General features: G+C 43.6%; 22 protein-coding genes. 8 read left to right on the top strand and 14 right to left on the bottom strand.

Translation table 11 applies throughout. The features are described 5' to 3' along the window. The first annotated feature begins 341 nt into the window (after positions 1-341). Together R1T43_RS01925 and R1T43_RS01920 are read left to right on the top strand one after the other, a co-directional pair. Entirely contained in the window at positions 342-1,121 is a 780-nt protein-coding gene (locus tag R1T43_RS01925) for a siderophore-interacting protein (protein WP_317352323.1), read from the top strand. A gap of 217 nt (positions 1,122-1,338) precedes the next feature. After that, positions 1,339-1,530 (top strand): CsbD family protein, encoded by a 192-nt coding sequence (locus tag R1T43_RS01920; RefSeq protein ID WP_057795453.1) that lies wholly within the window; start codon positions 1,339-1,341, stop codon positions 1,528-1,530. Between the two features lie 114 nt (positions 1,531-1,644). On the opposite strand, the gene R1T43_RS01915 is transcribed toward R1T43_RS01920, so the two are convergent. Genes R1T43_RS01915 through R1T43_RS01905 form a run of 3 tightly spaced genes read right to left on the bottom strand, consistent with a single transcriptional unit; the run spans position 1,645 to position 3,489 of the window. Further along, positions 1,645-2,166, bottom strand: a complete 522-nt coding sequence (locus R1T43_RS01915; protein WP_211070154.1) for a CC0125/CC1285 family lipoprotein — start codon at positions 2,164-2,166, stop codon at positions 1,645-1,647. Beyond that, positions 2,156-3,004 (bottom strand): anti-sigma factor, encoded by an 849-nt coding sequence (locus tag R1T43_RS01910; RefSeq protein WP_317352319.1) that lies wholly within the window; start codon positions 3,002-3,004, stop codon positions 2,156-2,158. The genes R1T43_RS01915 and R1T43_RS01910 overlap by 11 nt, the downstream gene beginning before the upstream one ends. Further along, positions 3,001-3,489: an RNA polymerase sigma factor gene (locus R1T43_RS01905; RefSeq protein ID WP_211070156.1), complete on the bottom strand. Its 489-nt coding sequence runs from the start codon at positions 3,487-3,489 to the stop codon at positions 3,001-3,003. The genes R1T43_RS01910 and R1T43_RS01905 overlap by 4 nt, the downstream gene beginning before the upstream one ends. Positions 3,490-3,735: 246 nt before the next feature. Between R1T43_RS01905 and R1T43_RS01900 the strand changes: the two genes are divergently transcribed. After that, entirely contained in the window at positions 3,736-5,118 is a 1,383-nt protein-coding gene (locus tag R1T43_RS01900; RefSeq protein WP_317352315.1) for a S8 family serine peptidase, read from the top strand. A 29-nt stretch (positions 5,119-5,147) separates the two neighbouring features. Here the strand turns inward: R1T43_RS01900 and R1T43_RS01895 are convergent, their stop codons facing one another. From R1T43_RS01895 to arfB, 4 genes are all read right to left on the bottom strand, one after another. Next, positions 5,148-6,152 carry a hypothetical protein gene (locus R1T43_RS01895; RefSeq protein ID WP_317352312.1) on the bottom strand — a complete coding sequence of 335 codons (1,005 nt, stop codon included), beginning with the start codon at positions 6,150-6,152 and terminating at the stop codon, positions 5,148-5,150. A gap of 162 nt (positions 6,153-6,314) precedes the next feature. Beyond that, entirely contained in the window at positions 6,315-6,974 is a 660-nt protein-coding gene (locus tag R1T43_RS01890) for a hypothetical protein (RefSeq protein ID WP_317352309.1), read from the bottom strand. A gap of 175 nt (positions 6,975-7,149) precedes the next feature. Further along, positions 7,150-7,827 (bottom strand): hypothetical protein, encoded by a 678-nt coding sequence (locus R1T43_RS01885; RefSeq protein ID WP_057795439.1) that lies wholly within the window; start codon positions 7,825-7,827, stop codon positions 7,150-7,152. A 150-nt stretch (positions 7,828-7,977) separates the two neighbouring features. After that, positions 7,978-8,391, bottom strand: a complete 414-nt coding sequence (gene arfB / locus R1T43_RS01880; protein ID WP_126874021.1) for an alternative ribosome rescue aminoacyl-tRNA hydrolase ArfB — start codon at positions 8,389-8,391, stop codon at positions 7,978-7,980. A 138-nt stretch (positions 8,392-8,529) separates the two neighbouring features. Between arfB and R1T43_RS01875 the strand changes: the two genes are divergently transcribed. After that, the gene (locus tag R1T43_RS01875; protein WP_317352302.1) at positions 8,530-9,486 is read left to right on the top strand and encodes an alpha/beta hydrolase; all 957 of its coding nucleotides are present in this window, start codon (positions 8,530-8,532) and stop codon (positions 9,484-9,486) included. A gap of 41 nt (positions 9,487-9,527) precedes the next feature. Here R1T43_RS01875 and R1T43_RS01870 read toward each other — a convergent pair whose 3' ends face one another. From R1T43_RS01870 to R1T43_RS01855, 4 genes are all read right to left on the bottom strand, one after another. Further along, the gene (locus tag R1T43_RS01870; RefSeq protein ID WP_317352301.1) at positions 9,528-9,953 is read right to left on the bottom strand and encodes a hypothetical protein; all 426 of its coding nucleotides are present in this window, start codon (positions 9,951-9,953) and stop codon (positions 9,528-9,530) included. 86 nt (positions 9,954-10,039) lie between these two features. Beyond that, a complete protein-coding gene (locus tag R1T43_RS01865; RefSeq protein WP_317352299.1) occupies positions 10,040-10,489 on the bottom strand; it encodes a hypothetical protein in 450 nt (149 codons plus the stop codon). Between the two features lie 186 nt (positions 10,490-10,675). After that, complete coding sequence (locus tag R1T43_RS01860) at positions 10,676-11,239, bottom strand: CBS domain-containing protein (RefSeq protein ID WP_211070163.1); 564 nt, start codon at positions 11,237-11,239, stop codon at positions 10,676-10,678. A gap of 52 nt (positions 11,240-11,291) precedes the next feature. Next, positions 11,292-11,582 (bottom strand): hypothetical protein, encoded by a 291-nt coding sequence (locus R1T43_RS01855; RefSeq protein WP_317352295.1) that lies wholly within the window; start codon positions 11,580-11,582, stop codon positions 11,292-11,294. A gap of 263 nt (positions 11,583-11,845) precedes the next feature. Here R1T43_RS01855 and R1T43_RS01850 point away from each other — a divergent pair, with 263 nt between their 5' ends. Both R1T43_RS01850 and R1T43_RS01845 read left to right on the top strand, forming a co-directional pair. Then, positions 11,846-12,373: a cytochrome b gene (locus tag R1T43_RS01850; protein ID WP_317352293.1), complete on the top strand. Its 528-nt coding sequence runs from the start codon at positions 11,846-11,848 to the stop codon at positions 12,371-12,373. Positions 12,374-12,395: 22 nt separating this feature from the next. Further along, positions 12,396-12,974, top strand: a complete 579-nt coding sequence (locus R1T43_RS01845; protein ID WP_211070166.1) for a YceI family protein — start codon at positions 12,396-12,398, stop codon at positions 12,972-12,974. A 95-nt stretch (positions 12,975-13,069) separates the two neighbouring features. On the opposite strand, the gene R1T43_RS01840 is transcribed toward R1T43_RS01845, so the two are convergent. Further along, positions 13,070-14,362, bottom strand: coding sequence for an NAD(P)/FAD-dependent oxidoreductase (locus tag R1T43_RS01840; RefSeq protein WP_317352289.1), 1,293 nt, complete (start codon positions 14,360-14,362; stop codon positions 13,070-13,072). A gap of 244 nt (positions 14,363-14,606) precedes the next feature. Further along, the gene (locus R1T43_RS01835; protein ID WP_317352286.1) at positions 14,607-16,712 is read right to left on the bottom strand and encodes a TonB-dependent receptor; all 2,106 of its coding nucleotides are present in this window, start codon (positions 16,710-16,712) and stop codon (positions 14,607-14,609) included. 275 nt (positions 16,713-16,987) lie between these two features. On the opposite strand from R1T43_RS01835, the gene R1T43_RS01830 reads away from it, so the two are divergent. Further along, positions 16,988-17,431 (top strand): DUF2721 domain-containing protein, encoded by a 444-nt coding sequence (locus R1T43_RS01830; protein WP_013786482.1) that lies wholly within the window; start codon positions 16,988-16,990, stop codon positions 17,429-17,431. Between the two features lie 136 nt (positions 17,432-17,567). Here R1T43_RS01830 and R1T43_RS01825 read toward each other — a convergent pair whose 3' ends face one another. Then, on the bottom strand, positions 17,568-18,575 hold the full coding sequence (locus R1T43_RS01825; RefSeq protein WP_317352278.1) for a 5'-methylthioadenosine/S-adenosylhomocysteine nucleosidase: 1,008 nt from the start codon (positions 18,573-18,575) through the stop codon (positions 17,568-17,570). 360 nt (positions 18,576-18,935) lie between these two features. Between R1T43_RS01825 and R1T43_RS01820 the strand changes: the two genes are divergently transcribed. Continuing rightward, positions 18,936-19,820 carry a LysR family transcriptional regulator gene (locus R1T43_RS01820; RefSeq protein WP_211070170.1) on the top strand — a complete coding sequence of 295 codons (885 nt, stop codon included), beginning with the start codon at positions 18,936-18,938 and terminating at the stop codon, positions 19,818-19,820. Positions 19,821-19,827 lie beyond the last annotated feature (7 nt).

The raw sequence follows: 19,827 nt of genomic DNA, 5'->3' as shown, positions 1-19,827 counted from the left end.
ATATAAGGTCAAAGAAACCCTAAAAATCATTGTTCCAAAGTTTTTTTATTTATTTTTCTATTTTGCTGAACTTTTCTTTATTTCCCCACTCTTACTAATACATGGAGTCATTTAGTGTGTTGGCTTCGTGAAGTGTAAATGTGTTTTCCAAGTTATGTTGTGTTTTTCTTAAGGGGCTCTTTAGCCCCTTTCTTTTTGCCTGTAATAAAATCCTCTCTCGCGTATTACTACCTACTTTTCTAAAAACCAGAATTATTAGCTAGGTTTCATCCCAATCTTAGAAATAGAAATGAGAACTATTATCAAATAGAATGATTTCACTGTCCTACTTGGAGATAATCATGTCTAAACCCGCACCTCGTGTTGTAGAGGTTATCGAGTCTTTCCGCGTAACACCAAATATGCAACGTATTGTCCTTGGTGGCGCTACATTAGAAAATTTTCCAGATACTCGCCCTGGCGCCTACGTAAAGCTGCTTTTTGATTTAAATGGCGACCCTTTTGTTGAGCCTGCCAAAGATAAACCCGTTGCCATGCGTACCTACACGATAAACAGCTTCGATAGACAAAAAGCACAAATGACCATTGATATGGTGGTGCATGTAAAGGACGGCGTAACTGGCCCTGCTGCCGCATGGGCCCTAAGAGCAAAAGAAGGCGATAAACTAACGATTGCAGGCCCTGGCAGCAGTAAAGCATTAGCAGAACATTATGATTGGGTGCTGTTCGCGGGCGATATGACTGCACTGCCTAGCATTCGTAATTACTTACAAACGCTTCCTCGCCATACTAAGGGCATTGCCGTTATTGCTATTGAACATGAAACGGATGCCACCGTGCTAGAAAAACCTGAAGGCGTTACTGTTCAGTGGGTATCTAAAAAAGAAGCAACATTATCTGACGCCATGCAGCGTTCTGAGTGGCCACAGGGAACGCCTGCGGTATGGGTGGCGTGTGAATTTTCACAGATGAGAAAAATTCGTTCGTGGCTAAAAGACGAAAAACAGGTACCTCACAGCCAAGTTTATATTAGTAGTTATTGGCGTGAAGGCCGCAGCGAAGATCAACATAAGATAGATAAACGCCAAGATGTTGAAGCCTTTGCGAAACAGCTTGCTTAATTAGCATTAAAGCAACAATTTTGCTGTGCCGCGAAAGCATAAAACCCTGTACGACTTTCAGCGCCCTGTAAATAATGCAGAGCGCTGGTATTAGCTCCTTTATAAAAACCAACAAAAATCTATATTGATCAAGATGTTAATCTTTGGAATGGGGATTGCTACTTATTAAGTGCAGTTCACAATAACCACTCGGTTATTCTTTTTAAAGGAGCAACATATGAACAATGATCGTATCGAAGGCAACTGGAAAGAAATGAAAGGTAAGGTACAACAGCAATGGGGTAAACTTACCGATGATGACCTAGACGTCATTGATGGTCGTCGTGAAGAGCTAGTAGGCAAGATTCAGCAAGCGTACGGCAAGAGCCGTGAAGAAGCCGAAAAAGAAGTGGATAGCCATTTCAACTAGGCACTTCACCTAAGCCTTAATGGCTAGCAGTACAAGAAAAGCCCCATTCGGGGCTTTTTTTATGCGTAAAACAACCTAACCGTCAGGGCTAAACCCCTTTGTCAGGACTTAACATCAAGATTCCGTATCAGGCTTTAAGTTGTTGCTAATTTCTCTTGCATCAAAGCTTGTAGACGACGTGGGTCGAGTACCCTTGCCCATCTCAATATTCAAAATACTTTCGATTTCGCTCTTTTGTGAGCCACCTACGAAAATACCAGATTCAAACTGGGTTGTAGGGTGGTAAGACGTTCTACAAGTAATAACGCCACACTCAGTTACCCTCGCATAGCGTTGGCTAAAGCCAACCTGAGGTGATGTTTGTACACGCTCTTTATCTACCATGGTTTCCCGATCAGTTACGACAAACCAATCGTAACCTTTTAGTAAGGTCAATTCCGCCGAGCGGTACATGGCATAATCCATGGCTTTACTCTTATCCGACCCTCTACCTTTGAAGTGAACACGGTATTGGGTTTCGCTTAATTTACTTTCGGTATACCCGAAGCCCCCTTTAGATGCCTGTCGGTAATCGGGTTGGCTCGCACACCCTGTCATTACTATCACTGCTAGAAACGCTATAAATTTAGTTTTCATTAACTACTCCTTCGGCAGCCTTAGACTGCCATCCATGATTAATAGCTTGCTGCTCTTGCTCTCTATTTAATGGTGTGGACACCATTAACAAATCTATCTCTTCATCAAGCACTTTGTTGGCACTTGCCGTTTGATATTCACTTTTATCGCGCCCCGCTGTTATCAGCTTACTGGCGTGAAGTTGCCAAATGCCCTGATTATTTTTACATGCGATCATGACATTCAGTTCATCTTCACCTTGTATCTGCGCCTGCCTACACAACTGAGATTGATTATTCATAAACGACAATTGTGGCACTATTTCCATGCCCGCATCGGTTACCATCATCTCGCCCGTTAAGTTATTATCAAGGGCTTTAGATACATTCGCCCAATGGCTATTCGTTGTCGAAGTGACTGCTGGGTCAAGGGGGGCTGTATGCTCCGATTGCATCAAGGTTAGCCCTGCCACTAACGCCACACCAGCCGCTAACGACAAAGGTACTTTCCACTTCCCACTACTTTCAGATTCTTGAGTCTTGCGATTAAGTGAGGTTACGTTGCTTGGTATGCGCTCACCTGTATGGCTTGAACTTACCTGATCTGAGTCGAAGTCCGCTTGCTCAAGATAGGCTTCTGAGGAAACATCGTCTGCAAGCAATGCCACTACGCTATTAGGTAAAGGTTTTTGCGTTGCCGCATCAGCTGCCGCTTTCACCATCATGTCTACCTGCGCCAAAGACGCTAAACGGTCTGACAAAGTAAGATCATTGGCAATCGACGCTCTAACGTATTCCATGTCTTCATCGCTAAGTTCTGCATCTAAAAATGCTGAAAGCATTTCGTCAGATATTGTCATAGCACCACCTCCTGTTGTGGATTTAGCATATTACTGAGTTTGCTTCGTGCCCTAGCAAGCCTGCTCATAATGGTCCCCGCCGGTACCTCAAGGACCTCTGAAGCATCTGAGTAGCTCATGCCCTGAATCGCAATAAGCGACAAGGTCTCTCGCTGCTCTGGGGGTAATTCTCCCATGGCCTTACTCACCTGCTTTAATGTAATGCCACCTGAAAGCGCTTCATCCAAGTGCGCCTCATCCTGCGCCTGCAATTCAGGGTTAACCGCCGCACTTGCTCTTACTTTTTGCGCACGATATTCATCTATCCACAAATTTCGGCAAACTCGAAATGCCCATGCCATCAGTGTGGCATCTTGTGGCAAAGATTTAGTCAGTAGTTTCTCAATCGTATTTTGCAGTAAATCATCAGCATCATGTATATTGCCGGTAAGTGAAAACGCAAATTTTCTCAATGATGGAACGAGTTCAGTTACTTCTTCTTTCATACAATTTCCTATGAAATCACGCTTTATACCTAGTTAACGTTTGGTGCCGTGATTTATTCCCAACAATAGGGAATTTTTTTCATCAACAAACGTTAACTAAGTAATAGAAAAGGATTATCCATCAATAAGGGCACGTTTTATGCCAGCTTTACGGATGGATTAAGTAAGTCGCTCGTGGCGAGTAACAAGCACCTCAGGCCATGAGATGCCCGTATGGGGTTAGCCGCAACGCAAGTGAGGTAAATTATGAAGTGCAGATCGGCTTGTCAGCTCGTAGTAGGCGGCATAATATTTTCAATGGGCAGCGTGTTAAGCTCTGATGTCAGTGCCCAGTTAACTATTGGCCGTCAAATAATCGAACCCGTAACGCCTATTATTGACAGAGTACCCGTTGATGTTGGCACCGTGCGAGATGTGCTTGAAAATCAGGTAGAGCAAGGTGTGGGAAGTACTTTTGAAACCTTGAACAACATACCTGCCCCGCAATTTACTGTTCCATCGCCCCTTAGCCTTACTTCGCCTGCAGGCAATCTTTTACTAAAGGAAGTAAAAACCCCTGATGGGTTTTTAGCGGTAAAAAGAGAGTGGTTGGTGGTGGGTAGCGAGGCTGACAAAGCTCACTTTACACACCCCGACATTACGATTGAATCGTCGCACTATTTAACCGCTATAGACCAATGGATTTACCGTTTGAAGGTTAGTACTAGCCTTGATGAACTGTCTCAAATAAGAAACAACTTACCGACATCACTAAAAGCACAAGTAGGCCGAAATCACATTTATTTAGCGCAAAGCATGGACAACCTACAGAGCCCAGAGACTTACCAAATCCCTGAAAATCCTGAAAACCAGAAAAACAGCCAAGACAAGCAAGCTAGTATTGAAACTACTGATAAGCCAAAAGTTTGCCAAGTACCTGTTCGAATTGGAATGATAGATACCAACATTGCGCACAACCACCAGGCACTAAAACACCTTGTTATTGAACAGCAGTCTTTTCTTCCACAAGCGTTACCAACTACACAAGTACACGGTACATCAGTGGCCAGCTTATTAGCCGATAATATGCGTCCAGGGAGTCAACTTTATAATGCTAGCGTCTTTTATACGCGGAACAGTATTAGCCAGGGTGCGACCTTATTATCATTAATTGATGGTCTTAACTATTTAGCCGCCCAGCATGTTGATGCGATTAATATGAGTCTAGCAGGGCCAGAAAATCCAGTGCTTGCCAAAGTGATAGAAAAAATCAGTGAGCAAGGGGTACAAATTATTGCAGCAGTTGGAAACGAAGGGCCAGCCTCACCACCTTTGTTTCCCGCAGCATACCCGTCAACTGTTGCGGTAACGGCGGTAGACAGTAACCACGCTATCTATCGATGGGCCAATCAAGGTAACTATGTCGATTTTGCGGCCAGCGGTGTTTCAGTCGAAGTCGCACATCCAGATGGTACGATTAGCCGTGAGACCGGCACATCGATGGCAACGCCTTTCGTTTCAGCCCGTTATGCCTGCCTATTTCGTGCGAGTTCAAATCAGGCCCAAGCGTTGGCCATACTACGCGACCAAGCCGTAGATGCTGGATCACCGGGACGGGACCCGGTGTTTGGAGTAGGTATTCTCCAGTAATGAAATCAAAAGTGAGTGCCAATGCGCGATTAGAAGTGAAATCTAACACCAATTTCAGCTAGTGTTTCTTGATAGTCTGCTGACACTAGGGTTGAGCCATAGTCTTTGTATTGCGTGCTTACGATAAAATCTACGTTTTCCATAGCAGCATATTCTATGCTCGCTTCAAAGACATGCCTATTATCCTCTCGTCGCCCATCTTCCTGTTGTTCAATCTCACTAAAAGGTACTGCTGAAGTGGTAGGCTCACTGCTCTGGCTACCTTTACCATAATGCCTACTCTCCATTTCATAGCCGAGCTTGATGTCGAGCGCTTTACCCCACAAATTGGACGGATAGGTATAGCTGGCGTCAATACCATGGCTGGTATAGTCGAACGCTTGAGCCAACGCATCTTCATTTTGATATTTCACGCCCACTTGGATAAAGCTGTGGTTTTCAAAAAACCAGAAACCATCAATGCGGCTTGATAGCGCCTTGGCATCGCGCTCTGGCACAGATTCAAACGACTTATCAATGGTATCCACACTAATACGCCAATAACCTTGAGTAAACGCACTGTTGGCCAATGAAATACCGCTTTGTTGATAAGTAAGAAAGGCATTGTCATCAAGGTCGGCGTTTGCATAGTAGTGATGAATGCCAATTTTAGCCCAAGATGATTGATAGCTCGCCTCACCCGACAAGGTCGTAATAGCAAGGTCAAAATCCGACAGTTCGCTGTAGCGCGTTTCGCTATGTTGTGCAGACGCGGTGATTTGCCATTTATCCGTAGGCTTTATCGCTACCTTCAGCTTTGCATTTCCTTTTATTGCTGAGTCTGATGTGTCGGTATTGGTATCAAGTTCGCTAACGTTAACGTTTGAATCGTGATGAGCACCGACATAGGCTTCTCCAGTCACTATTATCATTTTGTGCTCGTCAGTTTCTGTGCTGTTTTCTGACTGACTCGCCATGGCAATTTTGCCAATCAAGCTTAAGGCAATAGATACACTCAATACGCTTAACAATGGTATGGGGGTTTTAAGACTCATGTAGGTTTCCTACTAAATCGAATACTCACGGCATTAACACATGGAATAAAAGATGGGGCTGGGAATAGTGCCACCCTTCTATTTTTATAACCTTCATAGTGACAGGAATAACGAGGGTGGCGGCTGTTCACGGTGCGTCGAACATCTTAATCTGCGTGACTTTTACTGGTTTAGAATGCCAGCAATACTTCCGCTTACTGTGTTTTCAACAGTGGTTGAAACCGTATTTTCGATTTGCCCACTTACTTGACCAGATACTTGGCTAGCCACACTCTCTTCAACCTGTGATTGCGCTACCGCTTCAACCGACTGAGTTAATGTTGAAGACACCACGCCATTGACATCAGCCGCTTGCGATACACTGCTATCAACAACCCCTGATACCACGTCAGTGGCGGCAGAAGTGGCAACATCTAAGGCTCCTGAAGCATTTGTAGCAATGCTTTGCGTTACCGCAACACTACCTTCAAGAGCACTTTGCGCACTGGTGAGCTGAGTAAGGATTTCACCGCTTGTTTCATCAGATGCTTCTGATGTGTCGTTAGTAGTAGCAGTAGCATCAGCTTGGTCTGCGTTTTGCATTTCACTGCCAGTTTCAGGGCTTGCCTCAGTGTCGGTAACCGCACTAGGCTGTGCATCAACATTTGCCGAAGCGGAAGTTTGTGAAGACATTGACTGGGTAAGACTTGCTTGCTCACCAGACACATTGGTTGAAGCTTGGGTGCTATTAGACACTGAAACAGATGCAGCTACAGTCTGAGCCAACGCCACGTTTGAAGTAAGGCCTAATGCAACAATTAAAGCAGTATGTAGTTTGTTCATTCGTTTATTTCCTGTTTTTCATCAAAGACACTTAAATAACGAATGAACCTCCTCTTTTATTCCAAACAAACGATAAAAAATATTCCACAAACAAAAACACCCCGCTTAAAGCGGGGTGTTTTTGTTCAATTCACTATATTTAAATTATTATTTAAAACAAGAATATACGAGAACTTCAGTCACCAGAAGCATTTAATCCAGCTTCCCACCAAGGCGATGAGTAATCGATATTTTCTTGGGGGAGTACATTAGAGTAACGCATTCTTACCGACTCCCAAAAAGCCGCTTTAAATACAGGATCGTAAATGACGAACTCGCCTTGTGAGCGATATTGCTCGAACAAATCCTTATAGGCACCAACGGGGGTAAGCGGGTTACTTTGCTGGAAAACAACGTCTCCACCAAAGGTTTCATACAGTGACTTAGACACTTTCCAACTTTTGGCCATGCCTTCTGCCATGGCTAAACGATAACGCTCAACTTCTTCATCTGAATATTCAGCATTGTGGCTTAAATCGACTGTCCAAGTTTTAATAACCGCGTAAGCAGATTCTACTTCGCTTTCTGAAGGCTCAATGTTGTTTTCGTCGGCAAAGTCAGCAATAACAGATTCACTAATTTTAGTGCCTAACGCACGCTGAGCTAAAAGTTTGCGGATCTCAACTTCAGATTTGTCACTAAGAATAGATTGGAAACGATCTACATCACTTTGACTAGGTTGTAGTTCGCTATTTGAAATAGATTTACCGAAGAGTTTCGCTATTATTTCGTTAGCCGCTTGTGGCGTATTTATCCCAAGCGAGACAACGATGGCAGCGAAAAGTACCATAGGTATAATGTCAGACCGTGTCATTGAAGAAATTCCCTAATATCCATCACAGCTTGAGCGTAAAACGTATTCTTTAATCGTATATTTTTCGTATTTAACTCATTAATACGTAGAATGTTCCATTCATTTTACGAGACGAAGTCGCTGAAGAGCTATACTTTAGGCTAAAGTAGGTTAAATATCCACTTTTTTCCGCATAGATTTTCTCACACTTTGTTGCTTTTTGGCCTCGCCACGCCTCGCTTTTACTGCACGACTCATGCGGGTTGCCTTCCTTGGTTTTTGTTTTTTAGTGGCACTGACTATCCATGCTTTTAAACGCACAATAGCATCTTCCCTATTCTGTTCTTGAGTTCGAGAATTTTGCGCTTTTAGAACAAACACACCATCGTTAGAGATGCGGCTGTCTTTTGTATTGAGCAGCGTATCTTTTACCTCTTGAGGCAAAGATGAGGCAGGTATATCAAGGCGCAGATGAATAGCACTGCTCACTTTATTTACATTCTGCCCGCCAGCACCTTGTGCTCTGATGGCTTGCATTTCAATGTCGCTATCTTCTAGCGTGATAGTAGGGGTAATCGTAATCATAGCTTAACGGTTATATTCTTCACTTGTGAGTTATTTGACAGTTTATAGGTTGTACTTAGCGCCATAGAAAAAGGCTTACATTGACTGTTTATTCATTTCTTATTAGTTTACTAATTACGCTAATAAAGGAAACATATTGTGGTGTTCATTTATATCGTTGTCGCACTTATCTTCTGCCTGTTAGTGGCATCGTGGTTTTTCACTCAGCATATCGATAAGAAAATTGAAAAAAACTTCCGTCCACCAGGCCAATTTTCAGACGTACAGCAAGAAAAAATTCACTACACCAAACAAGGGCAAGGCCCCGCCCTTATTCTTATTCATGGACTTGCAGGTAATGCGCTTAATTTTACTGCCTTAGCGAATCAGTTAGCCAAGCACTATACCGTGTACAGTATTGACCGCCCTGGAAGCGGCTTTTCTACACGTCATCGTAACACATCGGCAGATTTTAGCGTTCAAAGCGCCACCATTTTAGCCTGGATGTCACAGTTAAATTTAGGCGAAGCCTTTGTTGCTGGGCACTCTATGGGGGGCGCTATTGCTTTACGCATGGCACTGGATGCACCAGAAAAAATTAAGTCTGTCTCACTGCTTTGCCCGTTAACGGTTCCCTTAACAAAAGGGCCTGGTCCCTTGTCTGTACTGTACATTCCTTATCAAAAGTTGCGCAGTTTAATCAGTAAAACTTTGGCCGCGCCGGTGCGTATAGTTTTTGGTAAGAAACAGGTTGCTCAAGTCTTTTTCCCAGAACGTGTACCCTCAAATTTTGGAAGTGAGAGCGGTGGCGCACTTGCGCTGCATTCAGAGAGTTTTTATCAGGCTAGCTGTGACATGGTAGCTTCAACAGAAAGTTTGTATAAACAATTCGAACACTACAAGACTATTTCGTGCCCGGTGGGTATTTTGTATGGTGAACAAGACGCCATCTTATCGCCCGATGCGCATATGTCTTATATTGCTACGTCGCTTCCTAGTAGCATGGCTGAAATTATTCCTAACGCTGGCCATATGATTATTAATACGCAGCCTGAAGCTTGTTCTAACTTCATAAACAAAGTGAATAAAATAGATGCTCAGCTAGGGCTCGCTTAACAATGTTAAGTGTTTCGTCTATTTGTACACCGCGTCATTCCTTAATGCGTAACCACTCTGGCAGCAGAACTTGGTTTAGCACTTCGTAAATGCGACAGACTTGGTCTAAGTTCAACAGTTTGCTTTAGCTCTCGTAAGTAATCAGTAACCTTTTCAATACCGTCTGATGTAAAACATAAGCTTTTAGGCGAGGTTTTTATTTCACTTTGGTATTGCTGAAACCATGTTTGCATGGCCTCACTGTCCCCTTCTGACAACGCAATGAGTAAATGATACATGCGGATGAAAGAGAGCTGTCTACGATACTCTGTTGTGCCGTGCTCGAACCCAAGTAGGGTGGTTTGCGATAGGGATATTTCAGAAACGCCAAGTAAATCAGCAGCCTCTGCTTGGTTCAAGCCAACTTCTTGGTAAGCCCAAGTGAAAGCTTTTATAACAACACTGGGTGGATAGGTGCTATGGATCATAGTTTGGCCTCGATTTAAGTCGTTTAAAACATCTTACTTATCGAGAATATTGCGAAAATCATTCCAACTTGCCGAGTCGCTTACAACTACTGACAGTGTTGTTTGGTTTTCACGAAGTGCGCGCGCTCAGCATCTTCATTAAGCGTGTAATCCAGTTGAGTTAACCACGCCCTTGCTTCTTCGTAGGTATCAAAGAACGAAAAGTCTACACCGGTTTGACGGTATACCGCTTCAAGTTGATTTCTGGTAGTCGATTTTACTAATGACGATTCAAGTACTAACGCTAAATGACTCAACCCAAGATGACGAACTGCGGATATACGTTCAGCCAGAAGGCTCTCAGCATCGGGAATAAGCAGGGACTCCCCTTCAAGAACCACAATATCACCCCAGTGACTGCCATGCATATCGATAGATTTTTCTCGATAATCAAGTACTAAGCCATGAACACACTCACAATTCCAGGGGCCGTAGGCTTGGGTAAGCATAACGTTACCGCACCGAGTAACTACAAATGAGCCATGTACTGGTTTCATAATTCTTTGCTCTTCAATACTCCACAATCAAACTATAGACAATGATTTCAAAATTCGAAATGTAGTAAGCCATCGCGGCCTTAATGCGGTTAAGGACGCGATGGATAACTTAGAGCTATTTCAAGCGTGATACCGGCAAAGTTACCCCCCTCTACCGTGGCATTGGCAGGGGTAAACGGGAGTAAGCTATGCAGCTAACACCCGAATCAACTGTGAAAACGTAGGCTTATCTTGTACATCAAGAGGAGCTCTTAATTCACGAGCAATATCACTCACGCTAATAACACCGCGCACCTCGTGAGAGTCTCTATCGAGTACTAAGCAATGATGCTGCCCATAATCTTTCAGGGTTTCTACCACATCACCTACTGACGATTTTGTCAATTCTGTGAAATCAAATGACATTAATGACGTTTTCGCCTGCATGAAATCACGAACCACTACTCCATCTCTAGGCACTTTTAATTCAGCAATTCTTTGTACAATATGCTGTTCGCTCACGTCTTGTGACGTAATAATGCCGGTGAATGCATTCGTGGCATCTACTACCAGCATCATACGAACATGAGATTGGCGCATGATTTTTTCGACTCGTGTCGCAGGTGCATTTTCGTCAATCACCAATGGCATGTATTGTTTGAAGTCTGTAAATACCGCCATCGCTGATGATGTGACAGACACTTTATTTTCAACAACAGGCCAAGCTAGACGATCGGCGGCATCGGTTTTATGAAGTTGTAAGGTATGCATTACCTTCCCCTTAAATTAGTTAACAAATTAAATAGATAAATGAATATTTTGTTTAACTAAGGTGGGGTGGTGCGCGAATGGGATGTGCTGCATAGTCTGCATCGCTAAGCAGGGTGTAAGTACAAAAGCGAGTATTGGGAACAATGCTACTCGCGAAGAAAGCACTTAAAAAGTAGGCGCCATCATCAAGCTCGTCTTTATCACTGGCTTGCTCTAGATTTGAGGCTAAATATTGAATGCTAATGTCATTCGATACTTGTGATATCTCTTTGCTCAATACATTACCAGCACCATTTTCAGGTACTAGGAATGACATTGTGAGTAGCAACAGCAAAAGATTCAAAAGAAGAACTCCAGCGACATTTAAAAAACGGGTTAACTCACCCTTACTTAATACTATATGGCTTTTTTATTCACTATCACTTAAACCCGCCTCAATTTTTAGACGATTTATCGCTTATTTTCTAATTACTAAATTTAAGTGCCGTTTCAACTTGTGTATTCATTCTAATAAATAGAATGCACTGTAATAAGCTTTGAAATATTCACTTTTTAATTGTTCCAGTAGACTCGTTTTAAAATTTGGTTCTATTGCTTAGTTCACTTATGAAAAAACGCTGGCCTCTTTGGCTGATCTTAATCCACTGGCTCACCTTACTGGTAGTAATAGGTATGTTTGCCTCTGGGCTATGGATGGTAGATTTGACCTACTATAGCGATTGGTACAAAACCGCACCCCACTGGCATAAAAGTGTAGGGCTTCTGTTGTTCGCAATAACGTTAGTTAGGCTGATTTCGCGCGCATCTACCCAGAGACCACCGACTTTTGGTAGCAAGTTTGAGAAATTAGCGAGTAAATTAGGACACAGTGCTATTTATATTGTCCTTTTAGCGCTTTTTACCTCGGGCTACCTTATTTCAACCGCCGATGGCAGAGCCATAGAAGTATTCGATTGGTTTGCAGTGCCAGGGCTTGGCGCATTTATTGAAAACCAAGAAGACCTGGCCGGCGAGGTTCACTTTTACCTAGCTTGGACATTAATCGTGCTGGCTTCTTTACACGGGTTGGCGGCATTGAAACACCATTTCATTGATAAAGACGACACACTGAAGCAGATGTTAAGGCTTCGCTAAATACTGATATTAAGGAGATTTTATGAAGAAGTTAACACTTGCAATCGTGACGGCCATAGCACTAAATTCAGCGCTAAGTTCAGCTCACGCCGCTGATTATATTATTGACTCAAAAGGTGCTCATGCATCTGTTAATTTCAAAATTCAGCATTTAGGTTACTCATGGCTAACAGGACGCTTTAACGACTTTAAAGGCACCTTTAGCTACGATGAAAATAACCCTGCTGCGGCGTCTGTATCGGTGACTATCGAAACCGATAGCGTAGACTCAAACCATTCAGAACGAGATAAGCATTTAAGAGGCGACGACTTTTTGAATGCAGATGATTTCCCAGAAGCCAAATTCGTTAGCACTAACGTGACTGACAAAGGCAACGGCATGTTAGACATTACGGGTAACCTTACGCTGCATGGTGTGACTAAACCCGTTACTATAGAAGCTAAAAAGATTGGTGAAGGTAGCGATCCATGGGGTGGCTATCGTGCTGGCTTTTCAGGCACCACCACTATTGCCTTAAAAGACTATGGTATTGACTACGACTTAGGCCCAGCCTCACAAACTGTTGAGCTTTCACTTCACGTTGAAGGTGTTAAACAGTAAGCTAAACGCTTATAAAACAATAAAGCCCGCTAATGCGGGCTTTTTACGTTAACAGGCTCAATAGACTTACCTAAGCATGACTCATACCTTATAAATTAATGTAGCTTTAACTTGGGGCTAATTGCATAACTCAGCTTCTTGAGTAGCAGTTTAAGCGCACCTCTAAGCTTTCCGTGCACAGCAAATTGATGCATGTTGTACAAAGAAATATAAACTATCTTCGCTAAACGACCTTCAATAAACATGCTTGAATTTGAAAGCGAGCCCATTAAGCTTCCTACTGTGCTGTAGTTACTTAAATGCACTAACGAGCCATAATCTTTATAAACGTAGCCTTTTAATTCTTTACCCCGACGCAATGCAATAATATTGTCTGCCGCCGTGTTTGCCATTTGATGCGCAGACTGCGCTCTTGGTGGTACCCACTTACCATTTTCTTGCTTGAAACCACAGCAATCGCCAATGACCCAAATGTTACCGTCGCCAGTACTTTGCAAGTGTTCATTAACAAGAATTTGGTTTGCGCGATTAGTCTCAAAGATACCCATTTTGGTGACGAAATCCGGCGCTTTAACGCCTGCCGCCCACACCATCAAATCAGCATCCACACGACTGCCGTCTTTGGTAATGAGGCCATTTTCATCAGCTTCAGCCACCATGGTGCGCTCTTTAATATCCACACCAAGCTTATGCAGCGCCTTACGGGCTGAATTGGCGATACGCTCAGGCAATGCGGGCAGTATTCGCTCACCGGCTTCTACAATGGTGATTTTTAAACGAGACGCTGACATGCCTGGCATGCCGTAGGTTTTCGATAAGTTAGCGACATGATGAAGCTGAGCGGCTAATTCAGTGCCCGTCGCACCCGCGCCCACAATAGCCACTTTAATAAAGCTATTCTCATCTTCCTGCTGATTAATACGAATAAGCTGATTTAACAAGCCACGATGAAATCGCTCGGCTTGCACCAGTGAATCAAGAAAGTAGCAATGCTGTGCAACGCCTGGCGTACCAAAGTCGTTGCTGACACTGCCAATCGCCAGTATCAACTGGTCGTAAGGTATTTTACGTTCGGGTAATATCGCCACGCCCTCATCATCGGATAATGGCGCGAGAGTGATAGTTTTGGCCTCTGCATCAATGGCACACATACTCCCTAACTGAAAGCGGTAGTGATGAGCGGCAGCATGAATAGCGTAATCAACGCCATCTGAGTGCTTGTCTATAACGCCTGCAGCCACTTCGTGAAGCAAGGGCTTCCAAATGTGGGTGCGACTTCTATCAACTAGGGTTATTTCTGCTTCGTTCTTTCTCCCGAGGGTGCGGCTTAAGCGGCTTACAAGTTCAAGACCTCCAGCGCCACCACCGACAACAACTATTTTTTGCATGGGTTTACCTATAATTTAATCATTCCACGTATCTCATCTTTCATAATCTACGATTATTGAAATGATATACCTGGCACGACTAAAGGTATTCGCTGCATATATGGGGTTAACAGTACGCCTGAACGCATTTTCTCGCAAGCCTGACAGGTTGTTTCTAGCAGGGCGTACGATAAAAAAGGCAAAAAAACGGTAACCGTGAAATACACGCTACCGCTTTTTGTACCGAAGTAGATAATGCTTTTAACTAATACTGATAATCAACGCTAAACATTACGTTTCTTGGCCGCCCTGGAAAGTACCTATCTGCGGTAAAGGTTGTGTAATCCGCCCGCTCAGCATAGGCGGTATCGAGCAAGTTATTCACTCTTGCGTACACTGAGATTTTTGGCGACATTGCCCAAGAGGCGCGTAGATTCAATAAATCATGACCTTCGTACTCGTTCAGGTTTTCAGCATCGGTATAGTATTCATCAACATGCTGCCATTCAATTTCAGCCCGGGTGTTTTGCGTAAAGCTGTACCCTACGCGAGCATTGAAAGTAAGATTTGGCGCAGTATCAATATCGTTGCCCTTAATATCGACTTCGCCCAAAAGCTCACTGTGCTCATACGTATGTTTGGCATAGCTGCCTGCAAACGCGACATCAAACCCTTGGCTAATTTGATAGTTTAGGGTTAGCTCTACCCCTCTGTGCCAGGTTTCACCATTGCTTACATTGAAAAAATCACTATCACGATAAATCACATTGTCTTTGGTTAAGCTATAAGCAGACACTACATAGCTAAAGGCTTTATACTGCCCTTTAACACCTACTTCTACATTGGTGGCGGTGACAGAGTCTAAGTCGGCAATTTGTTGACTGCGCTGAAGCCTGTAAAGCTCAGTCGCCTGAGGGGCACGGTAGCCTCGAGATAACCCCGCATACCATAGTGTTGCATCGCTACTTTGAAAACTAACCGAGAGTTTAGGGCTAAAATTACTGTAGTCGTTAGTACCACTTTCAGGCCTTGCGTATCGACAGCCACCAAAGCCACATTCAGTGCCATCATCACGAGTACGACCCGATATCATGTTGTTGGTGTAATCGTAATCCATATACTCATACCGCCCACCCAATGAAACCGCCCACGCTGCTTGTTGCCAATTTAGCGCAATAAATGGTGCATACAGGGTGGCGTCTACTTGATAGTCGTAATGAAGCCCTACAGGCACGGTTTCCACTAGAAAAGCAGAGCCCACAGTTTCGCTATCTTGGGATTGTACCAAGCTGCCTTGGGTATATTCGGCGTCTAATCCTGCGTCAATGCTTAGCGTATTGTTCACCACATGATGATATTGGGAAAGTACACCAAAGCCTTCTTGCTCGTTTTCTTCAAGCGGTGTACCGGGTAAAAAATGCATGCGAAATTCCATGCTTTGGTCGCGAAAATAAGGTGTAACTGATAGTGCGTTCGCGCCGCTTAATGCTACATCTACTTTGCTCCACACTCGCAAACTTTTCGCTTTTCGAAAGGCTTCAGGGTTGTCGTTACCTTGGGCGATATCTTCATCTTTATAGCTTTCAAACCCAGTAATGTAACCGGCGGTTTCTTGATCTAAATGAGTGTACGTCAGCCCACTGGTTACCTTTAGGTTATCAACTTCGTAGCGGTGGCGAAGGTTAACCTTTTCTTGATCCACGCTTTCTTCGTCTCGATACCCGCCGTCGCGGGTAATACTCGCGTTTATACCTACACCCGAATCACCAAAGTCTTTACCTTGCCTTAGCTTCAGTCTGCTATAGCCGTAAGAACCATAATCAATTCCGTATAAAGCGGTGTCTTGGGTAACATCGGGGGTAATAACATTTATCACGCCGTGAATAGCGTTGGAGCCATAAAGGGGTGAAGCAGGGCCTTTTAAGACCTCGATGCGTTCAGCCATTTCACCATGGGCTTCGAACAGCTCGTTAATATTACAAAAACCGGCTGCGCGTAAAGGAATGTTATCTTCAGCAGCCAGTATACCACCGCAAGCCCCAGCCCCTGTAAGCACTGGCGAGCGTAGTGCAGGTAAATATTCCTGGCCATTTCCTCGCTGAACACCCGCGCCTGCAATGAAATTTAACACTTCTTGTATATGGCTTGGTGATACAAAGCTTATGTTATCGCTTGAAACACTAGATACCACATACCCTGAATTTGAGGTGGAATTAGCAATTCTGCTTCCTGTTGTCACCACACGTTCTATTGATTCTATGCTTTTGGCAGTGTTTGCGCCTTCTGGGATTTGCGCGGCAGCATGAGAAGAAAACGACACGACAGTCACGGTGCTTAGGCTATGTAAAAATAACCTGAATGTGGAGCTCATTGCTTGTCCTTTCTATAGATTTGGCGAGATTAACATACGTATAATATGTGTCGTTCGACCACAATATTGATGTTAGTTACACCATCAATTGTATCGTTAACTATTGCGTGATGAATAGTAAAAATAATGACTTACCGCACTAGAGCGTGACGGTTTTGATGGCGGAAACTGACTGCAGGCTTTTACTCACCGCTCAGTACTTGTGCTCGGGATTGGACTAACATACGTATAAGCTTCGTAAAGTCGATAGCACAGCAGCAATACCGGAGGAATTTTTGGACACCTTAATACCTAGCCTATCTCAACTTATTGAATTTGCGGTAGCCCCTGTTTTTTTACTTACGGGTATAGCAGGTTTTTTGAATGTTATGTCGTCTCGACTTGGCAGAATATCAGACAGAGTAAGGGTAGCAGAAAGGCAAATTCATACCCTCTCAGACCCTCATATTGTTGACCGTTCCAAACGAGAAATAAAAGTACTGTGGCGCAGGGTGAAAGTCATCAACTGGGCCATTGGTTTGTGTGTGGCCTCGGGGCTAATGGTGTGTACCGTTATTGTGGCTTTATTTGCTGGTTCTTTGTGGTTTGTCGATTTAAAAACACCCGTCATTTCACTTTTTATATTGGCAATGATGTTTCTAATTTGTGCCCTTGTTGTCTTTTTAGTGGAAGTGAAACTGGCTACCACCACCATCAATATGGTGCGTACTATTCGCTAAAACACTAATCTGTGAAAACAAAAAAGCGAGGCAAACACTATAATTTAATAGGTTTTCCTCGCATTTTGTCGGTTGGGCGATGTCATTCATCCGCAGCTACCGACCTGTGTAGCCTTCTGATTAGATCAAAAACTTTCTAATCAGCTAACTCATCAAGCACAGCAAACAGTACGTTAGCGCCTACACGGGAGACTTCTTTATCGTACATGTTTTCTGTATTTACACCCTCTTGGCCACCCGCTAAATCACTGATAGCACGAATGATCACCCAGTCTACATCATTAATTGTGCATACTTGGCCAATCGCCGTAGATTCCATTTCGGTCACTTCAGCCGTGAAAACATCCCGTACCCATTTTCTGTATTCTCGGTTATCCATAAACACCGAACCGGTAACACCATTTCCGCCAACATGCAGCTTGGCATCACGTTCATCTAAAATACGTTGAACAGGCATTTCTGCCATTGCTGTTTTTGCCGCATTCAACAACCTAGGTGATGCGGTGAAATAAGGCGTATCTTCTGGTTTATCCATACCATCTTTTACAATAAGCACTTCGTCTGGGTGAATAAACTGGAAAGGCTTATATTTAGGGTAATGAGGGTCTTCTGCTATGCGCGCTGGCTGCTCTTCCATAAACTTAGCGTAGTACTCAGGTAGCACGTACTCACCTGGGTTTTCAGCGTCTTCATTGGTGTAAACACTTTCATCATGGTAGTACCAACGCTCTGGCACGATAACATCACCTGGTTGCCACTTGGGATTTACCGCGCCAGCAATGCCCATATAAACCACCTGTTTTACAGGGAAATAATCTAGCGCCATTTGTGTCGACATGGCCGCATTGGCAATACTCATACCGGTAGCGAAAACAAGAATAGGTTCATCGTGATAGGTCCCAATACGATAAGTAATACCTTTGATTGTGGTAGTGGTGTGTATTTGTGCATTAGGATCAGAATCGATTTTGCCCAAAATACCTTCCATTTCTGGGGCGTAAGCCACCATCACAGCGGTAAATTTATCGCCAGTAAAAGACGCCGGACCATATTGAGGCTGAGTGATAGATGAAGTGTTGGCACACCCAGTTATCACAACAGCACATGACATGCACAACAGAAACGAGATAACACGAAGTTTCATAATCACCATTCTTATTTAGTTTTTTATTGGAAGGGCAGAGGCAAAAGCCTGTACGCTCTGCGTTGTTTAATTATTAACGTACCAGCTTTCGGTATGAAAGAAAGTGTTATATCGGCATTTTACAAATATTAAAAACACTGGATACACCCCCCTAACAAATGACATTTAGCGAAGGTTATCTTATTTCGCTTTTTCAACTAATTCTTTCTCTTCAATAGAATAAAACGCGCTTAGTTGCAGTTTCATAAGCTGAACACGGATGTGCCGTTACCCTTATTGGATTACATTTATAGGACATAAAAGGACTTAAAAAAGCAACGCGAGACCAACTTACTCGTATCGATGAGGATACAATTACCAATGAACATGAAACTACTTCGCTCTCTGCAAATTTTTGTTGAGGTCGCTGAAAGCGGTAGCATGAGTATTGCAGCCCGAAACCTGCATATGACCGTTTCGGCCATTAGCCAACAACTAAGAAAGCTTGAACAAGACATTGGGCTGAGTTTATTCAATCGTAATACCCGAAACTTGAGCCTTACCGAGGCTGGAAGGATCTATTACGACACCAGCAAAAAAATGTTAGACACCGCTGTTGAAGCACAAGAACGTATTGAAACGCTTCAAGACGCACCTTCAGGTAAAGTCAATATTATTGCTCCAGAAGGTTTTGGTGGCGGCTTATTGAGTCAGCCCTTGCAGAAGTTATGTGAGGATTTTCCAAAAATAAATGTATCGCTGACGCTAACCGACCAACCTACAGACATTATTGTTTCTGGTGCCGACTTACTGCTTGGCTTCACCCCGGTTTCTGATACTAATTTCAGCAGTTTGGAATTGGCCACGTGGCGTCGAATTCTATGTGTATCAGCTGACCACCCTTTGGCAAAAACGCCTCTAGAGTCACCCGACATTCTTCAAGAGTATTCCTATATGTCCCACCGCCATGTAGAAGAATACGTCATGAAGCACGACAAGTTTGATAAAGTGCCGCTAACGTCTAGCCGTATTGAGCTTGATTCAATGCAAACCTTAATTCAGCTTACGCGTGATGGACTAGGGTATGCAGTGCTGCCTGAACCAGAGGTGCGCCACTTACTTAGTGAAGGCTCAATGAAGCAGCTATTCACTGACTGGTCGTTACCTGATTACACCGTATATGCGGTTACCCCTAAACGTGAATTGGTGCCTGCTAAAATCAGTGCGGCTATTACATGTTTGCAAGACTGGTTTTCTGAGATCTAGGTTATCC

Origin of the sequence: Alteromonas sp. CI.11.F.A3 (assembly GCF_032925565.1) — a bacterium.
Taxonomy (GTDB): domain Bacteria; phylum Pseudomonadota; class Gammaproteobacteria; order Enterobacterales; family Alteromonadaceae; genus Alteromonas.
The sequence above is the reverse complement of the archived record's forward strand: the minus strand, read 5'-3'. Positions and strand labels throughout refer to the sequence as shown.

Bases quoted from the DNA above. Each gene is read 5' to 3' on its own strand.
- R1T43_RS01925 (WP_317352323.1), top strand. From the start codon at position 342: ATGTCTAAACCCGCACCTCGTGTTGTAGAGGTTATCGAGTCTTTCCGC.
- R1T43_RS01920 (WP_057795453.1), top strand. From the start codon at position 1,339: ATGAACAATGATCGTATCGAAGGCAACTGGAAAGAAATGAAAGGTAAG.
- R1T43_RS01915 (WP_211070154.1), bottom strand. From the start codon at position 2,166: ATGAAAACTAAATTTATAGCGTTTCTAGCAGTGATAGTAATGACAGGG.
- R1T43_RS01910 (WP_317352319.1), bottom strand. From the start codon at position 3,004: ATGACAATATCTGACGAAATGCTTTCAGCATTTTTAGATGCAGAACTT.
- R1T43_RS01905 (WP_211070156.1), bottom strand. From the start codon at position 3,489: ATGAAAGAAGAAGTAACTGAACTCGTTCCATCATTGAGAAAATTTGCG.
- R1T43_RS01900 (WP_317352315.1), top strand. From the start codon at position 3,736: ATGAAGTGCAGATCGGCTTGTCAGCTCGTAGTAGGCGGCATAATATTT.
- R1T43_RS01895 (WP_317352312.1), bottom strand. From the start codon at position 6,152: ATGAGTCTTAAAACCCCCATACCATTGTTAAGCGTATTGAGTGTATCT.
- R1T43_RS01890 (WP_317352309.1), bottom strand. From the start codon at position 6,974: ATGAACAAACTACATACTGCTTTAATTGTTGCATTAGGCCTTACTTCA.
- R1T43_RS01885 (WP_057795439.1), bottom strand. From the start codon at position 7,827: ATGACACGGTCTGACATTATACCTATGGTACTTTTCGCTGCCATCGTT.
- arfB (WP_126874021.1), bottom strand. From the start codon at position 8,391: ATGATTACGATTACCCCTACTATCACGCTAGAAGATAGCGACATTGAA.
- R1T43_RS01870 (WP_317352301.1), bottom strand. From the start codon at position 9,953: ATGATCCATAGCACCTATCCACCCAGTGTTGTTATAAAAGCTTTCACT.
- R1T43_RS01865 (WP_317352299.1), bottom strand. From the start codon at position 10,489: ATGAAACCAGTACATGGCTCATTTGTAGTTACTCGGTGCGGTAACGTT.
- R1T43_RS01860 (WP_211070163.1), bottom strand. From the start codon at position 11,239: ATGCATACCTTACAACTTCATAAAACCGATGCCGCCGATCGTCTAGCT.
- R1T43_RS01850 (WP_317352293.1), top strand. From the start codon at position 11,846: ATGAAAAAACGCTGGCCTCTTTGGCTGATCTTAATCCACTGGCTCACC.
- R1T43_RS01845 (WP_211070166.1), top strand. From the start codon at position 12,396: ATGAAGAAGTTAACACTTGCAATCGTGACGGCCATAGCACTAAATTCA.
- R1T43_RS01840 (WP_317352289.1), bottom strand. From the start codon at position 14,362: ATGCAAAAAATAGTTGTTGTCGGTGGTGGCGCTGGAGGTCTTGAACTT.
- R1T43_RS01835 (WP_317352286.1), bottom strand. From the start codon at position 16,712: ATGAGCTCCACATTCAGGTTATTTTTACATAGCCTAAGCACCGTGACT.
- R1T43_RS01825 (WP_317352278.1), bottom strand. From the start codon at position 18,575: ATGAAACTTCGTGTTATCTCGTTTCTGTTGTGCATGTCATGTGCTGTT.
- R1T43_RS01820 (WP_211070170.1), top strand. From the start codon at position 18,936: ATGAACATGAAACTACTTCGCTCTCTGCAAATTTTTGTTGAGGTCGCT.